15 protein-coding genes and 4 pseudogenes are annotated in these 15363 nt (G+C 71.9%); 7 read left to right on the top strand and 12 right to left on the bottom strand.

The genetic code is table 11. The annotated features are described in order from the left end of the window. Positions 1–31 precede the first annotated feature (31 nt). Positions 32–631, bottom strand: coding sequence for a nucleotidyltransferase family protein (locus N4G66_RS14885; protein WP_261704564.1), 600 nt, complete (start codon positions 629–631; stop codon positions 32–34). Positions 632–879: 248 nt separating this feature from the next. Here N4G66_RS14885 and N4G66_RS14890 point away from each other — a divergent pair, with 248 nt between their 5' ends. Next, positions 880–1176 carry a DUF5955 family protein gene (locus N4G66_RS14890; RefSeq protein ID WP_261704623.1) on the top strand — a complete coding sequence of 99 codons (297 nt, stop codon included), beginning with the start codon at positions 880–882 and terminating at the stop codon, positions 1174–1176. Between the two features lie 101 nt (positions 1177–1277). Here the strand turns inward: N4G66_RS14890 and N4G66_RS14895 are convergent, their stop codons facing one another. After that, a complete protein-coding gene (locus N4G66_RS14895; RefSeq protein ID WP_261704565.1) occupies positions 1278–1910 on the bottom strand; it encodes a response regulator in 633 nt (210 codons plus the stop codon). Beyond that, the gene (locus N4G66_RS14900) at positions 1907–3232 is read right to left on the bottom strand and encodes a sensor histidine kinase (RefSeq protein ID WP_261704566.1); all 1326 of its coding nucleotides are present in this window, start codon (positions 3230–3232) and stop codon (positions 1907–1909) included. Before N4G66_RS14900 ends, N4G66_RS14895 begins: the two co-directional genes overlap by 4 nt. A gap of 223 nt (positions 3233–3455) precedes the next feature. Here N4G66_RS14900 and N4G66_RS14905 point away from each other — a divergent pair, with 223 nt between their 5' ends. Next, positions 3456–4493: an ABC transporter permease gene (locus N4G66_RS14905; RefSeq protein WP_261704567.1), complete on the top strand. Its 1038-nt coding sequence runs from the start codon at positions 3456–3458 to the stop codon at positions 4491–4493. 328 nt (positions 4494–4821) lie between these two features. Further along, positions 4822–5508 carry an ABC transporter ATP-binding protein gene (locus N4G66_RS14910; protein WP_261704568.1) on the top strand — a complete coding sequence of 229 codons (687 nt, stop codon included), beginning with the start codon at positions 4822–4824 and terminating at the stop codon, positions 5506–5508. Positions 5509–5734: 226 nt separating this feature from the next. Here N4G66_RS14910 and N4G66_RS14915 read toward each other — a convergent pair whose 3' ends face one another. Next, positions 5735–6541 (bottom strand): IclR family transcriptional regulator, encoded by an 807-nt coding sequence (locus N4G66_RS14915; RefSeq protein ID WP_261704569.1) that lies wholly within the window; start codon positions 6539–6541, stop codon positions 5735–5737. Positions 6542–6891: 350 nt separating this feature from the next. Here N4G66_RS14915 and allB point away from each other — a divergent pair, with 350 nt between their 5' ends. Beyond that, positions 6892–8232, top strand: a complete 1341-nt coding sequence (gene allB / locus N4G66_RS14920) for an allantoinase AllB (RefSeq protein ID WP_261704570.1) — start codon at positions 6892–6894, stop codon at positions 8230–8232. 238 nt (positions 8233–8470) lie between these two features. Then, entirely contained in the window at positions 8471–9601 is a 1131-nt protein-coding gene (gene alc, locus N4G66_RS14925) for an allantoicase (RefSeq protein ID WP_391858820.1), read from the top strand. Between the two features lie 271 nt (positions 9602–9872). Here the strand turns inward: alc and N4G66_RS14930 are convergent. From N4G66_RS14930 to N4G66_RS14945, 4 genes and pseudogenes are all read right to left on the bottom strand, one after another. Beyond that, positions 9873–10363 (bottom strand): annotated as a pseudogene (locus N4G66_RS14930) (SDR family oxidoreductase); the annotation flags it as partial. 8 nt (positions 10364–10371) lie between these two features. Beyond that, a pseudogene (locus N4G66_RS14935) lies at positions 10372–10644 on the bottom strand (MFS transporter); the annotation flags it as partial. A 9-nt stretch (positions 10645–10653) separates the two neighbouring features. Next, on the bottom strand, positions 10654–11115 hold the full coding sequence (locus N4G66_RS14940) for an ArsI/CadI family heavy metal resistance metalloenzyme (RefSeq protein ID WP_261704571.1): 462 nt from the start codon (positions 11113–11115) through the stop codon (positions 10654–10656). Positions 11116–11150: 35 nt separating this feature from the next. After that, positions 11151–12524: an NAD(P)-binding domain-containing protein gene (locus N4G66_RS14945; protein ID WP_261704572.1), complete on the bottom strand. Its 1374-nt coding sequence runs from the start codon at positions 12522–12524 to the stop codon at positions 11151–11153. Positions 12525–12692: 168 nt separating this feature from the next. On the opposite strand from N4G66_RS14945, the gene N4G66_RS14950 reads away from it, so the two are divergent. Then, positions 12693–13067, top strand: a complete 375-nt coding sequence (locus tag N4G66_RS14950; RefSeq protein WP_261704573.1) for an ArsR/SmtB family transcription factor — start codon at positions 12693–12695, stop codon at positions 13065–13067. Between the two features lie 183 nt (positions 13068–13250). Here N4G66_RS14950 and N4G66_RS14955 read toward each other — a convergent pair whose 3' ends face one another. From N4G66_RS14955 to N4G66_RS14970, 4 genes and pseudogenes are all read right to left on the bottom strand, one after another. Then, complete coding sequence (locus tag N4G66_RS14955) at positions 13251–13586, bottom strand: YnfA family protein (protein ID WP_261704574.1); 336 nt, start codon at positions 13584–13586, stop codon at positions 13251–13253. A gap of 154 nt (positions 13587–13740) precedes the next feature. Next, positions 13741–13926: pseudogene (locus N4G66_RS14960) on the bottom strand (FAD-dependent oxidoreductase); the annotation flags it as partial. Then, positions 13923–14726 (bottom strand): aquaporin, encoded by an 804-nt coding sequence (locus N4G66_RS14965; protein WP_391858818.1) that lies wholly within the window; start codon positions 14724–14726, stop codon positions 13923–13925. The gene N4G66_RS14965 and the pseudogene N4G66_RS14960, both read right to left, overlap by 4 nt. A 38-nt stretch (positions 14727–14764) precedes the next feature. Beyond that, on the bottom strand, positions 14765–15079 hold the full coding sequence (locus N4G66_RS14970; RefSeq protein WP_261704575.1) for an ArsR/SmtB family transcription factor: 315 nt from the start codon (positions 15077–15079) through the stop codon (positions 14765–14767). A 104-nt stretch (positions 15080–15183) separates the two neighbouring features. Here N4G66_RS14970 and N4G66_RS45905 point away from each other — a divergent pair. Beyond that, positions 15184–15336 (top strand): annotated as a pseudogene (locus tag N4G66_RS45905) (arsenate reductase ArsC); the annotation flags it as partial. Positions 15337–15363 lie beyond the last annotated feature (27 nt).

The raw sequence follows: 15363 nt of genomic DNA on the forward strand, positions 1-15363 counted from the left end.
CGACAGAAGGTGGCGCTCGGTGCCACCCCGCTCACTCAAGGTGGACCAGGTCGGCCTCCGTGTCGATGTCGTACGCCCGCGCCACGTCCCCGCACTCGACGAGGGTGACCGTGTCCTCGTGGGCCTTCAGATAGGCGCGCGCCCCCCGGTCGCCCGTGGCGGTCGCCGCGATCCCGGCCCAGTGGCCGGCCCCGAAGAGCACCGGATGTCCGCGTTCCCCGTCGTAGGCCGCCGCGGCGAGCGTCAGCGGCGAGGCGTACGCGGCGAGCACCCGGGCCACCGCTTCCCGGCCGATCCCCGGCTGGTCGACCAGTGACACCAGCGCGGCCCGCGCCCCCGAGTCCGCCAGCGAGTCGAGCCCCGCCCGCAGCGAGGACCCCATGCCCTCCTCCCACCGCGGGTTGTCCACGAGCACGCACCCGGACAGCGACGCCTGCTCGTGTACGGCGTCGGCCCCCGCACCGAGGACGACATGGACGCGGGCGCAGCCGCCGGCGCGCAGCACCCCGACCGCGTGTTCGACGAGGGGCCGTCCCCGGTGGGGCAGGAGCGCCTTGGGCCGTCCCCCGAGGCGCCGGCCGCCACCGGCCGCCAGCAACAGCCCGGCCACCTCGTCCTTGTTCTCCGTCATGTCCCCTGCATACCCGACCGGGCCGGAGCGCGCCCCGCAACCCGGGCCGTCACCTCGGTTTCCTGGGGCTGAATTTCGGTCCGGGCAGTGGCGCCCGGCGCACCGGGTGGCGTTTACTGGCCCGCGTCCCCCGGCGCCCGACCACCGCCACGGGGAGTTCGGGCCGACTTGAGGCCGCCATGAGAGGGACCGACGCAGAACGGCGCGCGAGGGGGAGAGCTGTGTTGCGGAGCTTGGGGCAGAGGCCAGTGACCGGCAGCGACGAGGATCCGAGGGTGGCGGAGTTACGCACGGCCGTCTCCCGGCTGCGCCGTGAACTCGCCGCGCATCCGGCCGAGTTCCCCGACCGCGGCATCGCCGAGGACGAGCTCGCGGCCCTCGCCGCGATGGCCGCCGGAGGTATCCCGGAGATCCCCCGGCTGCGCCGCTCGCTCCTCCTGGTCGCGGGTGCGATCGGCTCGGTGAGCGCCCTGGCGACCCGCCTCGCGGACGTCCGCGACGCGGTCGAACTCTTCGGAGGACCCCCGCACCGAACCCTGCGATGACCGCGGGCCGGTGCAGGGCCCGCCCTGCCGGGCTGATTCTGCCGGGCCGGGCCTGACACGAACCCGCGCCGTCGGCCGGGCCCCCGGTGCGGCCCGGGAGCCTAGCCCCGTCTGCGGATGACACCCCGCTCGGTGGCCGCCGCCACCGCCGAGGTGCGGGAGTCCACGCCCAACTTCGCGTAGATGTGCACCAGATGGGACTTCACGGTCGCCTGGCTCAGGAACAGCTTCTTGCTGATCTGCTGGTTCGAGAGACCGTCCTTGACCAGTTCGAGGACTTCCAGTTCGCGACGGCTGAGGGCGGCTGCGGGGGTGCGCATGCGGTCCATGAGGCGGTCGGCGACCTTCGGGGCGAGCGCCGAGTGACCCGACGCGGCGGTGCGCACGGCGGCGGAGAGCTCTTCGGGCGGGGCGTCCTTGAGGAGGTAGCCGGAGGCGCCCGCCTCGACCGCGGCGAGGATGTCCGCGTCGGTGTCGTAGGTGGTGAGGACGAGGACCCGGGGCGCGCCGGGGCGTGCCGTGATGGCCGCCGTGGCCTCCGCTCCGTGCATCCCGGCACCGAACTGGAGGTCCATGAGGACGACGTCCACGCCGCCCGCCCCGGCACGTTCCACCGCGGCCTCCGCCGTCGGCACCTCCGCGACGATCTCGAAGTCCGGCTCGGCGGACAGCACGGCGCGCAGCCCGGCGCGGACCACGGGATGGTCGTCCGCGAGCAGCAGACGGACGGTCATGTCCGGCTCCCCGCGGCGCTCGGCAGCGGAAGGCGATCGGCGTCCAGGGACACCGTCTCCGGTGGCTCCCCCGTGACAGGCAGCGGCAGCGTGACCGCCACGGCCGTGCCCTGTCCGGGCGCCGACTCGACGGTGAACGTCCCGCCCAGCGACTCGGCCCGCGAGCGCATCGCGGGGAGACCGAAGCCCCCGTCCGTCTGGCCCCCTTCCGTACGGTCCCCTTCCGTCTGGCCCCCTTCCGTACGGTCCCCTTCCGTCTGGTCCGCTTCCGTACGGTCCCCGGCCGGCCGTACGCCGCCGGGGGTGAAGCCGACGCCGTCGTCGACCACGTCCAGGGCGACCGCGGTGTCCATGAAGCTGAGCGTGATCTCCGCGCGGTCGGCGCGCGCGTGGCGCAGCGTGTTGCCGAGGGCCGACTGGGCGATCCGCAGCAGGGCCACCTCGTACGGGGTCGGCAGCTCGACCGGCGGGCCGCTCACCGAGAAGCGGACCTTCGGCGTGTCCACGGCGGCCGAACGGCACAGCCGCTCCAGCGCGGCGGCCAGCGAGCCGTGTTCCAGATCGGGAGGGGTGAGCGCGCGCACGAAGCGGCGGGCCTCGGCGAGGTTGTCCTGTGCGGTCGAGCGGGCCTGCTCCAGGTGCGGGGCGGCCGGGGAGTCAGCGGGCAGCAGGCGCTGGGCGGCGCGCAGCAGGAGCTGGATGCTGGACAGGCCCTGCGCGAGCGTGTCGTGGATCTCGCGGGCGAGCCGCTCCCGCTCGGCGAGCGTGCCCGCGGCGCGCTCGGCCTCGGCGAGTTCGGCGCGGGCGGCGATGAGTTCCTCGATGAGCTCGCGACGGCGCTCGCTCTCCCGGTACAGCGCCTCGTATCCGAGGACCGTGGCGACCGCGACCGCCGCCCCGAGCGGCGGGCCGATGAACGCGCCGGGGGTGAGGGGTGCGCCGTGCGCCACGAAGCTCGCGATGGCCGCTCCGGCGGTCAGGGCGACCGCGGGCAGGCTCCAGCGCACCGGCAGCAGGTGCAGCTGCAGGAAGTAGAGCGGGAAAGCCACCCACAGACCGTCCGGTGAGAACGCGACCAGCACCAGCCAGCTCGCGCTCAGGGCGGCCACCCACACCGCGGCCGTGCGCCGTGAGCGGTGCACCGCCGGGCCGACCGCGCCCGCCGCGAGCACCGCGCCGGTCACGAGAACCGACACGACGACCGCCGTCGGGTGCCCGTTGTCCCCGGAACGGAGGGCGGCCAGCAGCAGAAGCCCCGCGAGCAGGGCGTACAGGCACAGACGCAGGGTGGCGACGACGGGGGAGCGGCGGCGGACATTCATGGTCGTTCCAGGGTAGGCGGGTCGGGGCCGGCCCCGGTCAACCGAAAGATTGAAAGCGCGCTGCCGCCTTTGTCCGCACGGCTTCCCTCCCTTGTCCGTGTGCCCTCGTTCCTCCGGTTCCGGCCGGTCCTTCTCCCGGTGACGCGCACACCCCTCTTTCGGCGCGGGTGAACCATGCCGTGGCGCGATGCCCCGGACCCGGTCCGGGCAGCAGGGTGGAGGCATGTTCGTCGCATGGAGAGATCTACGGTTCGCCAAGGGGCGGTTCACCCTCATGGGGGCCGTGGTCGTACTGATCACCCTGCTCGTGGGGCTGCTGTCCGGGCTGACCGCCGGGCTCGCCGAGGAGAACACCTCGGCGGTCACCGGGCTGCCCGCCGACCACCTCGCCTTCGCCGCGCCACCCGCGGGGCAGTCGGTGTCCTTCACCGGTTCGGAGCTGCCCTCTCGCGCCCGGGGGAGCTGGGCCGACCGGCCCGGCGTCACCTCGGCGGAGCCGATCGGCATCCGCACCCTGAACGCGGCCGCCGGGGACCGTACGGCCGCGGTGTCCTCCTTCGCGGTGCGGCCGGGCTCCGGGATCGCCCCGGCGGCGGTCGCCCCCGGCCGTGTCGTGCTGTCCGAGAAGGCCGCCGCCGCGCTCGACGTCAGGCCCGGGGGCCGGGTGCGGCTGGGCGGCGCCGACCTGACCGTCGCGGCCGTGGCGGGCCATGCCTCGTACAGCCACACACCCGTCGTGTGGACCGACCTCTCCGGGCCGGCCACCGTGCTCGCCCTGCGGACCGACGGCGCCGACCTGCCGACGGCCGACCGTGAGGCCGGGACGAAGACCCTCACCAGGGACGACGCCCTCACCGCCATCGGCTCCTACCGGGCCGAGAACGGCTCGCTCCAGCTCATGCGCGGATTCCTCTTCGTCATCTCGGCGCTCGTCATAGGGGCGTTCTTCACGGTCTGGACGATCCAGCGGTCGTCCGACATCGCCGTCCTGAAGGCGCTGGGCGCCTCCACGCCGTATCTGCTGCGGGACGCGCTCGGCCAGGCGGTTCTCATGCTGGCCGCCGGGACACTGCTCGGTACGGGGCTCGCCGCCGGAGCCGGCGCACTCGTGCGGGGCGGCGACGTGCCGTTCGTGCTGGACGGGCCGACCGTACTCGGACCCGCCGCCGTGATGGTCGCCCTCGGGGCGCTCGGCGCGGGCCTGTCCGTCCGGCGGATCACCTCCGTCGACCCGCTGACCGCACTGGGAAGTGCCCGATGAGGTGCCCGGGAGTGCTTGATGAGGTTACCGAGGAGCGCCCGAAGAAGGCGCCGGGAGTGCCTGATGGTGTCGTGCGGGAGTGCCCTATGACGCCGCGCGGGAATGCCTGGTGAGGGCGCCGGGGATGCCTGATGGCGGTGCGCGGGAGTGTCCGACGGTGGCGCCGGGAGTGCCTGATGACGGTGTGTGGAAGCGCCCGCTCACGCGCGCGGGTGTGACTGGTCCGTCCCCGCGTCCTCCCAGACACCCGAGTCCGCCCGCTCACGCGCGCGGGTGTGACTGATGACGGTGCGTGGAAGCGCCGGACCGACCCACGAGAGAGTGCCCCATGAGCCTGACGCTTGACGACATCACCCTCACCTACCCGGACGGCGAGGGCCGCCTGACAGCCCTGGACGGTGTCGGTCTCCAGGTGCCTGCCGGAACAATGACGGCCGTCGTCGGTCCTTCCGGATCCGGCAAGTCCAGTCTCCTCGCGGTCGCGGCCACCCTGGTCACCCCGGACCGCGGGCGCGTTCTCGTCGGCGGTACGGAGACGGGGGCGCTGACCTCCGCCGAGCGGGCCGTCCTGCGACGGCGCGAGATCGGGATCGTGTTCCAGCAGCCGAACCTGCTGCCCTCGCTGACCGCGCTGGAGCAGCTCCAGGTGATGGGCCACCTGGACGGACGCCGCCAAGTGGCGGACCGCGCGAGGGAGTTGCTCGCCGCGGTCGGACTCGGAGAGCTGGCGCACCGGCGTCCCCACCAGCTCTCCGGCGGTCAGCGGCAGCGGGTGAACATCGCCCGCGCGCTGGTCAACGACCCATCGGTGCTCCTGGTCGACGAGCCGACCAGTGCCCTCGACCACGAACGCGGCACGGCGGTGCTCGACCTGTTGGTCCGGCTCACCCGTGAACGCGCCACGGCGACCGTCCTCGTGACACACGACCGCGCCCACCTCGGCGAGGCGGACGCGGTGCGGGAAATGACGGACGGGCGCCTGGAGGCACCCGTCGGAGCCCCGGGACTCAACTGAGACGGGGCGGGGTGGGGTGGGTGGGGTGGGCGCGGACGGAGGGGCGGGGCTCAGGTATGTCGGTCAGTCGGTCAGCCGGTGCCCGGAGCGGAGCCGGCCGTGGCTGGACTGTTCCGGGGCAAGCCCTGGACTGCTCCGGGGCAAGCAGGACTGACCTGGGCTGCGCCGGGGCTGACCTGGACCGGGGCGGGACCGACCTGGACCGGCCCGGGCTGAGTCGGTTCGGTCAGTTGGTGCCCGGACCGGAGCTGGCCAGGGCCTCCGACAGCTCGGCCGCGACCTGCTGGAGCACCGGCACGATCTTCTCGGTGGCGGCCTCGGTGACCCGGCCGGCCGGACCGGAGATCGAGATCGCGGCGGCGGTCGGGGAGTCGGGCACGGAGACGGCCAGGCAGCGGACGCCGATCTCCTGCTCGTTGTCGTCGACCGCGTAGCCCGTCCTGCGCACCTCGTCGAGCGCGGCGAGGAAGCCGTCCGGCGTGGTGATCGTCTTCTCCGTCGCGGCGGGCATCCCGGTACGGGCGAGCAGCGCGCGCACCTCGTCGTCCGGGGTGTGGGCCAGCAGCGCCTTGCCGACGCCCGTGGAGTGCGGCAGCACCCGGCGGCCCACCTCGGTGAACATGCGCATGGAGTGCTTGGACGGCACCTGGGCGACGTAGACGATCTCGTCCCCGTCGAGCAGCGCCATGTTCGCGGTCTCGCCGGTCTCCTCGACCAGGCGCGCCAGATAGGGGCGGGCCCAGGTACCGAGCAGCCGGGAGGCGGACTCGCCGAGGCGGATCAGACGGGGACCGAGGGCGTACCTGCGGTTGGTCTGCTGGCGTACGTATCCGCAGACCACCAGGGTGCGCATCAGCCGGTGAATGGTGGGCAGTGGCAACCCGCTGCTCGCGGAGAGCTCGCTCAGACCGACCTCGCCCCCGGCGTCCGCCATGCGCTCCAGCAGATCGAAGGCGCGCTCGAGGGACTGGACGCCGCCACTGGGAGCGGATGCTTTGGCGGCGTCGGTGGTGCTGGCGCTGGACGGCGGCACGGCGGCGGTCCTTTCGGGGCGCGGAATCGAGAGGGGTGACGCGAAGAGTCTCGAGTGGAGCGGCGGCGGGTGGCGGGCGGGCAGAGACGCAGCCTACCCGGCAGTCGATCGGCTCCCGGGTTGTGCGTCACCACATTCTGCCTGTCGGAAGTTTTGTTTCGCCTTGTGGAAACATCCAGAGTTCAGCAGGTCGGCGGTGGAAGCGGGGCGCGGCGAGGCAGGGTGGGGAAACGAGCCCTTGACGGCGGGAGGGCCGGAGTGAAGACTTCTTCAACAGAAAGTTGAATTCCGTTACGCGGAAGTAAACCGGCGACAGCGGGAGTCAACGGCTGCGGAGAGAGGGGTCCGGCGTGTCCGATGCCGAACTGGTGCTGCGCTCGACGCGCGTCATCACTCCCGAGGGGACGCGCGCCGCTTCGGTCGCGGTCGCCGCGGGGAAGATCACGGCCGTACTGCCGCACGATGCCGAGGTACCACCCGGCGCCCGGTTCGAGGACTTCGGCGACGATGTCCTGCTGCCCGGCCTCGTCGACACCCACGTCCATGTGAACGACCCCGGCCGCACCGAGTGGGAGGGCTTCTGGACCGCGACGCGCGCCGCGGCCGCCGGCGGTATCACCACCCTGATCGACATGCCGCTCAACTCCCTCCCCCCGACGACGACGGTCGACAACCTCCGTACGAAGAAGGAGGTCGCCCGCTCCAAGGCGCACATCGACGTCGGCTTCTGGGGCGGCGCGCTGCCCGGCAACGTCAAGGACCTGCGCCCCCTGTACGACGCCGGTGTCTTCGGGTTCAAGGCGTTCCTGTCACCCTCCGGGGTGGACGAGTTCCCCGAACTGGACCAGGAGCAGCTCACCCGGTCCCTCGCCGAGATCGCCGGCTTCGGCGGCCTGCTGATCGTGCACGCCGAGGACCCGCACCACCTGGCCGCCGCCCCGCAGAAGAGCGGCCGGAAGTACGCCGACTTCCTCGCCTCGCGCCCCCGCGACGCCGAGGACACCGCCATCGCGAGCCTCGTCGCACAGGCCGAGCGCCTCGACGCACGGGTACACGTGCTGCACCTGTCGTCGAGCGACGCGCTCCCGCTGATCGCCGCCGCGAAGGCCGACGGCGTCCGGCTCACCGTGGAGACCTGCCCGCACTACCTCACCCTGACCGCCGAGGAAGTCCCGGACGGCGCCAGCGAGTTCAAGTGCTGCCCGCCCATCCGCGAGGCCGCCAACCAGGACCTGCTGTGGCAGGCGCTGGCCGACGGCACGATCGACTGCGTGGTCACCGACCACTCGCCGTCGACCGCCGACCTCAAGACGGACGACTTCGCGACCGCGTGGGGCGGCATCTCCGGCCTCCAACTGAGCCTGCCCGCCGTCTGGACCGAGGCCCGGAGGCGCGGCCACGGCCTGGAGGACGTGGTCCGCTGGATGTCCTCCCGTACGGCCGAACTGGTCGGCCTCGGAGACCGGAAGGGTGCCATCGAGGCGGGCCGCGACGCCGACTTCGCGGTGCTCGCGCCCGACGAGACCTTCACCGTCGACCCCACCGCGCTCCAGCACCGCAACCGGGTGACGGCCTACGCGGGCAAGACCCTCAGCGGTGTCGTGAAGTCGACCTGGCTCCGCGGCGAACGCATCGTCGCCGAGGGCGAGTTCACCGAGCCCACCGGACGCCTCCTCACCCGCCACCCGTAAGTCCACCGGATCTCTCCTCACCCGCCCCACCCGTAAGCCCACCGCCGTTTCCCGCCGCCGATCCGCACAACTCTGATACGTGTCACCGATTCCCGCGACCCATCCGCGACCCATCCACGTCACCGGTCCGTTCACCGACCGCCGCACCGCACTCCGGCACACGCTCCGCATCCGCATCCGCACCCGCAACGGCCAACCCCCGAAAGGCAGATCGATCATCGTGACGGCGCAGCGCCCCATCGTTCCGGCCACCTTCACCGGAGACGCGAACCCCTACGGAGGCGGCGACCCGTACGCGGACTACCGCACCGCTGACTTCCCGTTCACCCAGTACGTCAACCTCGCCGACCGGCAGCTCGGCGCCGGGGTCGTCGCCGCCAACGACGAGTTCTTCGCCCAGCGTGAGAACCTCCTCGTGGCCGAGGCCGCCGCGTTCGACCCCGAGCACTTCGGCCACAAGGGCAAGATCATGGACGGCTGGGAGACCCGACGGCGCCGTGGCGCCTCGGCCGGGCACCCGTGGCCGACCGCCGAGGACCACGACTGGGCCCTGGTACGCCTCGGAGCCCCCGGCGTGATCCGGGGGATCGTCGTCGACACGGCCCACTTCCGCGGCAACTATCCCCAGGCGGTGTCGGTCGAGGGCGCGTCGGTGCCCGGTTCGCCCTCTCCCGAGGAACTTCTGGCGGACGACGTGAAGTGGACGGCCCTCGTACCGCGCACGCCGGTCGGCGGTCACGCGGCCAACGGATTCGCCGTCTCCGTCGAACAGCGCTTCACCCACGTGCGCGTCAACCAGCATCCCGACGGGGGCATCGCGCGGCTGCGCGTGTACGGCGAGGTCGTGCCCGACCCGCGCTGGCTGTCCGTCCTCGGCACCTTCGATGTGGTCGCCCTGGAGAACGGCGGACAGGTCGAGGACGCCTCCAACCTCTTCTACTCACCCGCCACCAACACGATCCAGCCGGGCCGCTCCCGCAAGATGGACGACGGGTGGGAGACCCGCCGGCGCCGCGACAACGGCAACGACTGGATCCGCTACCGGCTCGTCGCCCAGTCCGAGATCCGCGCCATCGAGATCGACACGGCGTACCTGAAGGGCAACAGCGCCGGATGGGCCTCGGTTTCGGTGAGGAACGGCGGCGAAGACGGCGAAGGCGACGCGGGGGAGTGGGCCGAGATCCTGCCCCGCACCCGCCTTCAGCCCGACACCAACCACCGCTTCACCCTCACCGCACCCGTCGTCGGCACCCACGCGCGCGTGGACATCTTCCCGGACGGCGGCATCTCCCGCCTGCGCCTCTTCGGCTCCCTGACGGAGGAGGGCACCTCACGCCTGACGGCACGCCACCAGGAACTGGGCGGTTGAGCCTTCCGGATCCGTCGTCCGGAGCCGTGGGGCCTGCGGCGCTCCCCCTGGTCCCGGTCCTGGTCCCGGTCCTCTGGTCTAGCGGTCTGGTGGTCGAGCGGGTCGAGCGGGTCGTGGGGGTCGTGGGGGTCGTGGGGGCGCGCCGATGCCGGTGCGCCCCCACGGGCCGTGGTCCGCCTTGGGCCGGGTACCACGCGTGTCCTGGTAGTTCTGCTGGCCCTTGCTGGCCCTTGCTGGTCCGGGTATCGGGTGCGGGGTGTGTCGTGCCGCGTTACGCCGCGTGGCCTCCGTCCACCGCGAACTCCGCCCCCGTCACATACCCCGCCTCGCTTCCCGCCAGATACGCGACCATCGAGGCGACCTCGTCGGGGGCGCCGAAGCGGCCGAGGGCGGTCATCGCGCTCTGGCCCGGTGCGTACGGGCCGTCCGCCGGATTCATGTCCGTGTCGATGGGGCCGGGATGGACGATGTTGGCGGTGATCCCCCGGGTGCCCAGTTCCCGGGCCAGCGCCTTGGTGAGGCCGATCAGCGCGGACTTGCTCGTGGCGTAGAGCGTCCCCCCGGGGCCGGGGACCCGCTGTGTCATGCAACTGCCGATCGTGATGATCCGCCCTCCCGCCCCGAGGTGCGGCGCGGCCACCGGGAGGCCAGAAACACCCCCCGGACGTTGACGGCGAGCACCTGCTCGACCTCCGCCGGGGACAGTGAGTCCAACGGTCCGAGCACTCCCACCCCAACGTTGTTGACGAGTACGTCGAGCCGCCAGGACAGGCGGTCATCACGGTTCGCGGGTCGTGGCGGTCGATGATGCGGCCGACGCGGATCCCGGTAAGGGCGGAGACGAGCAGGGCGGCAGAGAACGCTGCGGTGGTCGCTCCGGCCGGCCACCGGGCGGCAGCAGTGATCCGGGGGTTCAGGACCGGGAAGGCGTAGTAGACGATGCCCCAGCTGGTGATCTGGGTGACGCACAGGGCGGGCAGGGCGGCGCGGGGCCGCGACCGGTCCCCGGTTCCGGTCGCGGCCCCGCTGGTCTGAAGGTCGGTCGTCGACGGTCAGCAGCAGCCTGCCGCTGAGGTCGTCGACTCGTCCGGCGTCTCCTCGCTCTGGTCGGCGCAGCAGGCGCTGCCCTGTTGTTTTGCGAGGGTGCCCGCGTCGGCCTTGACGACGTAGACCTCCCAGGGTTCCTGTCCCGGGCCGTGGACCCAGACCTTGTCCTGGAGGGCATAGCAGCAGGTGGTGTCGTTCTCCTCGACGGTGGCCATCCCGGCTTCGGCGAGCCGGAGGGTGGCTGCGTGCACCGCCTCTGTCGTGTCGACCTCGACGCCGAGGTGGTCCATACGGGTTTCCTCTCCCGCGGTGCCTTCGACGAGGACGAGCTTGAGCGGGGGCTCGGCGATGGTGAAGTTGGCGTATCCGTCGCGGAGTTTGGCGGGCCCGGTGCCGAACAGCTTGGTGTAGAAGGCGATGGACGCGGCGAGATCGGGGACGCGGAGAGCGAGCTGGACGCGGGACATGGCGAGCCTCCTGCTGGTGATGGGTGGGGTGGTGGTCAGCAGCCGCCGGAGGGGGCCGGAGTGCCGATGCCGATCTGGAGAGTGGTCGGGGCCGCGCAGCATCCTCCGCTGGCGCTGTCCTGCGTGGCGTCCGAGTCGTCGAACAGGCCGGCGCCGCCGCAGACTCCGGTCTCCGGCAGGGTCAACTCGACCCGCTCGGCGGCCTCCTGGTCGCCCGCGAGCGCGGCGGCGATGGAGCGGACCTGCTCGTAGCCGGTCATCGCGAGGAACGTGGGGGCGCGGCCGTAGGACTTCATGCCGACCAGGTAGACGTCCTTCTCCGGGTGGGACAGTTCGTTGACTCCGTGCGGGTAGACGGTGCCGCAGGAGTGCTGGTTGGGGTCGATGAGCGGGGCCAGCTCGGTGGGTGCCTGGAGGCGCTCGTCGAGGCCGAGGCGGAGCTCGGACAGGAAGGACAGGTCGGGGCGGAAGCCGGTGAGGACGATGACCTCGTCGACCGGGTCGAGGCGGCGGCCGTCCTCGCCGACGAGGACCAGGCGGCCGTCGGTGTCGCGTTCGACGGCGTCGGTGCGGAAGCCGGTGACCGCGTCGGCGTGGCCCTCGTCGACGGCGGCCTTGGCGGCGAGGCCCAGGGCTCCGCGGGCGGGAAGCTGGTCGGAGGTACCGCCGCCGAAGGTGGAGCCGGAGATGCCCCGGCGCAGGATCCACACGCCCTTGGTGCCGGTGCCGTCGTCGGACTTGGCGAGGTCGGCGAGGTAGGCGAGCGCGGTGAACGCGGAGGCGCCGGAACCGATGACCGCAGTGCGCTTGCCCGCGTACCGGGCGCGGACGGCCGGATCCTTGAGGTCGGGCACGCGGTAGGTGATCCGGTCGGACGCGGCCTTCTCGCCGAGGGCCGGAAGGCCGCTGCCGCCGGCCGGGCCCGGGGTGGTCCAGGTGCCGGAGGCGTCGATCACCGCGCGGGCGAACAGCCGCTCCTCACCGCCGTCCGCGTGGGTGACGTGGACGACGAACGGCTGAGCCTCCCGGTCGGCGTCCACGATCCGGTCCCGGCCCGCACGGGACACGCCGGTGACGGTGGCGCCGAAGCGCACCTTCTCGCTGAGGACGTCGGCGAGCGGCTGGAGGTACTGCTCGGCCCAGTCCCCGCCCGAGGGGTAGGTGGCGGCATCCGGCTTCACCCACCCCGTGGGGGCGAGCAGCTTCTCTGCGGCCGGGTCGGTGACCTCGCCCCAGGTGGAGAACAGTCGCACGTGTGCCCACTCGCGCACCGCCGCGCCGGCGACCGGCCCGGCTTCCAGGACCAGCGGCGTGAGACCGCGGTCGACCAGGTGGGCGGCGGCAGCGAGTCCGGCGGGGCCGGCTCCGATCACGACGACGGGCAGATCGGTGGTGACAGGCGCGTTCACGGTCGACTCCTCGGTATTTCGACATCCGTCGATGGCTTGCCTGGTCAGCATGGCACCTGATTCGATAAGCGTCAACATAGATAATCATCTAATCTTGGCTGGGCGAGGAGTGTTTCGGTGGCCGGTCCGGTCCTCGCGGGCTGGTTAGATGTGTGTCAACATAGATGCATGTCGAATATGGAGCTGTTGCCGCTGCTGGAGCCCACCGACCAGGCTGTGGAACCGTGCTGTCCACCGCTCACCGAGCGCCCGTTCACCGCCGGGGAGGCCGAGACGGCCGCACGGATGTTCAAGGCCCTGGGTGACCCGGTGCGGCTGCGGCTGTTCTCGGCAGTGGCCTCGCACGAGGGCGGCGAGGCCTGCGTGTGCGACATCTCCGACGTCGGTGTCTCCCAGCCGACGGTCTCCCACCACCTGAAGAAGCTCAAGGAGGCAGGCCTGCTCACCTCGGAGCGTCGCGGCACCTGGGTCTACTACCGGGTCGAGCCGTCCGTGCTGGCCGCGATGGGCAAGCTGCTGAGCACTGCCCCGGCCGCGGTCTGACTGTGGCCGGGAAGCCAAGGAAGCCTCACCATGGCCAGCCCGACCACCGACGGAGGGCGAGTGCTGTGCCCTGCCCCACCGGGTGCGCAGATCAGGTCTCGGAGATCTGCCGGGCAGGCATCGATGAACGCAATGACCTTTGAGACCTGCGAGCCGACATGGTCGGGCCTCGGCGTGGCCGAGTCAGTGACTGCGGGGCGCGTACATGATCACGGACATGCCCGCAAGGCACACCAGGGCTCCGATGACGTCGTAGCGGTCCGGGCGGTATCCGTCGGCGACCATGCCCCAGGCGATCGACCCGGCCACGAAGATCCCGCCGTACGCGGCGAGGATGCGCCCGAAGTTGTCATCGGACTGGAAGGTCGCCACTACTCCGTAGAGGCCAAGGGCGATGACGCCGGCACCGACCCAGGCCCAGCCCTTGTGCTCGCGGATGCCCTGCCACACCAACCAGGCGCCGCCGATCTCGAAGAAGGCGGCGACGACGAACAGGGCAACGGAACGAGCAACGGTCATACCGGCTGACCCTACTGGCGGCCCGCGCCCGTGATCTTCAGCCGGTCACCGGACGCCTTGCGGCCGCATGCACCCGCACCTGCACTCTTCGGCGAGCAGGAGCAGGAGCAGGAGCAGGAGCAGGAACGGCGACGCCGGCCGAGCCACCAGGCTCCGGCGGAGAGCACGGCCAGGATGGCAGCGAGCGGCGGAGCGAGTCCCGCGTGTGCTGCCAGGCGCCGCCCGGTGCGGTCTGGGCATCGAGTATGACGAACTCGGTGCCCTGCCGACGCAGGTGGTAACCGGCGGTGAGTCCGGCCTGGCCGCCGCCGATCACTACGACCTGGGTTGTCCGCGTCATCCGGCGGGCTGCTCGGCCTCGCGTCGGCCGGGCATGAAGATGAGCGCCACCAGCGCCAACCCCACCACTGCGCCGACGAGCTGCATGGCGATGAACCCGGGCACCGAGCCGGGAGCGATGCCGGCGAACGTGTCGGTGAACGCGCGGCCGATCGTGACCGCCGGGTTGGCGAAGGACGTCGACGAGGTGAACCAGTAGGCGGCGCCGATGTAGGAGGCGACCGCGACGGGCGCGAAGCGCAGCCGGTCGGTGCGGGCCAGGCCGAAGATCAGCAGGATCAGCCCGGCGGTCGCGACGACCTCGCCCAGCAGCAGGTACCCCGCCGAACGGTTGTGCGTGGACCATTTCACCATCGGCGCACCGAACATCGCGTCGGCCAGGAAGGCGCCGGCGATCGCGCCGACGATCTGGGCGGGGACGTAGAAGACGGTCTCGCGCAGGGTGACTCCGGCGCCGCCGCGGCGGGCGGTCCACCACTCGGCAAGGGTGACGGCCGGGTTGAAGTGCGCGCCGGAGACCGGGCCGAGCAGAAGGATCAGGACTCCGAGGCCGAAGACGGTGGCGGTGGAGTTGGCGAGCAGTTGCAGGCCCACATCCTTGGTCAGCTCGGTGGCCTGGATGCCGGAGCCGACCACGATGGCCACCAGGGCCGCGGTGCCCACCAGTTCGGCTGCCACCTTGGCGATCAGCGGGGGTGCCTGAGGCGGAGCGGCACCGGGGGCGGGCTGGGGTGCGACAGTGGCGGGAGTCATGGCGGTTCCCTCGGTGCTGTCGTGCTCGGTGGCCTCGGTGGCGGTCAACAGGACTCCTCGGTGCAGGTCTCCGCAGGGTGCGGAGATCAGGGACAGGACCGCTTGATGTTGTTCTCGGCGGTGGTGCGCGCGGTCTCCGCCAGGTCGGCGAACTGGCCCGCGAGGGAGGCGATGACGTCGGGCCTGAGCCGGTAGTAGGTGAACCGGCCGCACGGCTCGGTGTCCACGATCCCGGCCTCGCGCAGCACCTTCAGATGGTTGGAGAGGTTGGTCTGCTTGGCTCCCGTCTCCTCGATCAGGTGCGTGCTGCACAGCGTCTCCCTGGCGAGCAGGGTGACGATCCGGAGCCGCAACGGGTCGGCGAGAACCCGCATCAGATCAGTGTCGACTGACGTCATCATGGACTGATACTTTCACATCACTCCAGGCTGATACCAGCATGGAGTGATTCTTGGGACCCGCATCCCCACGCAGGTGGGGACCCATGCTCCGAAAGGGGTTTGCCATGACCGCACCCCCGCCCCCTGTCCTGCCGGACGAACGTCTCGCGGCCGGCATTTCCGCTCTCGCCCTCCGCTACCGCGGGCGCTTCTCGCCCGAGACCGTCCAGCGCCTGGTCATCGACTCCTACGACCGCCTCGCCGAGCACGCGCGCGTCCGTACCCACCTGGTCGTGCCGGCCGAG

It is taken from the genome of Streptomyces rhizosphaerihabitans (genome assembly GCF_025399795.1).
GTDB lineage: Bacteria > Actinomycetota > Actinomycetes > Streptomycetales > Streptomycetaceae > Streptomyces > Streptomyces rhizosphaerihabitans.

Coding starts and splice junctions, on each gene's coding strand:
- N4G66_RS14895 (WP_261704565.1), bottom strand. CDS start 1,910: ATGACCGTCCGTCTGCTGCTCGCGGACGACCATCCCGTGGTCCGCGCC.
- N4G66_RS14885 (WP_261704564.1), bottom strand. CDS start 631: ATGACGGAGAACAAGGACGAGGTGGCCGGGCTGTTGCTGGCGGCCGGT.
- N4G66_RS14955 (WP_261704574.1), bottom strand. CDS start 13,586: ATGACCGTTGCTCGTTCCGTTGCCCTGTTCGTCGTCGCCGCCTTCTTC.
- N4G66_RS14910 (WP_261704568.1), top strand. CDS start 4,822: ATGAGCCTGACGCTTGACGACATCACCCTCACCTACCCGGACGGCGAG.
- N4G66_RS14905 (WP_261704567.1), top strand. CDS start 3,456: ATGTTCGTCGCATGGAGAGATCTACGGTTCGCCAAGGGGCGGTTCACC.
- N4G66_RS14970 (WP_261704575.1), bottom strand. CDS start 15,079: ATGATGACGTCAGTCGACACTGATCTGATGCGGGTTCTCGCCGACCCG.
- N4G66_RS14940 (WP_261704571.1), bottom strand. CDS start 11,115: ATGTCCCGCGTCCAGCTCGCTCTCCGCGTCCCCGATCTCGCCGCGTCC.
- N4G66_RS14900 (WP_261704566.1), bottom strand. CDS start 3,232: ATGAATGTCCGCCGCCGCTCCCCCGTCGTCGCCACCCTGCGTCTGTGC.
- N4G66_RS14950 (WP_261704573.1), top strand. CDS start 12,693: ATGTCGAATATGGAGCTGTTGCCGCTGCTGGAGCCCACCGACCAGGCT.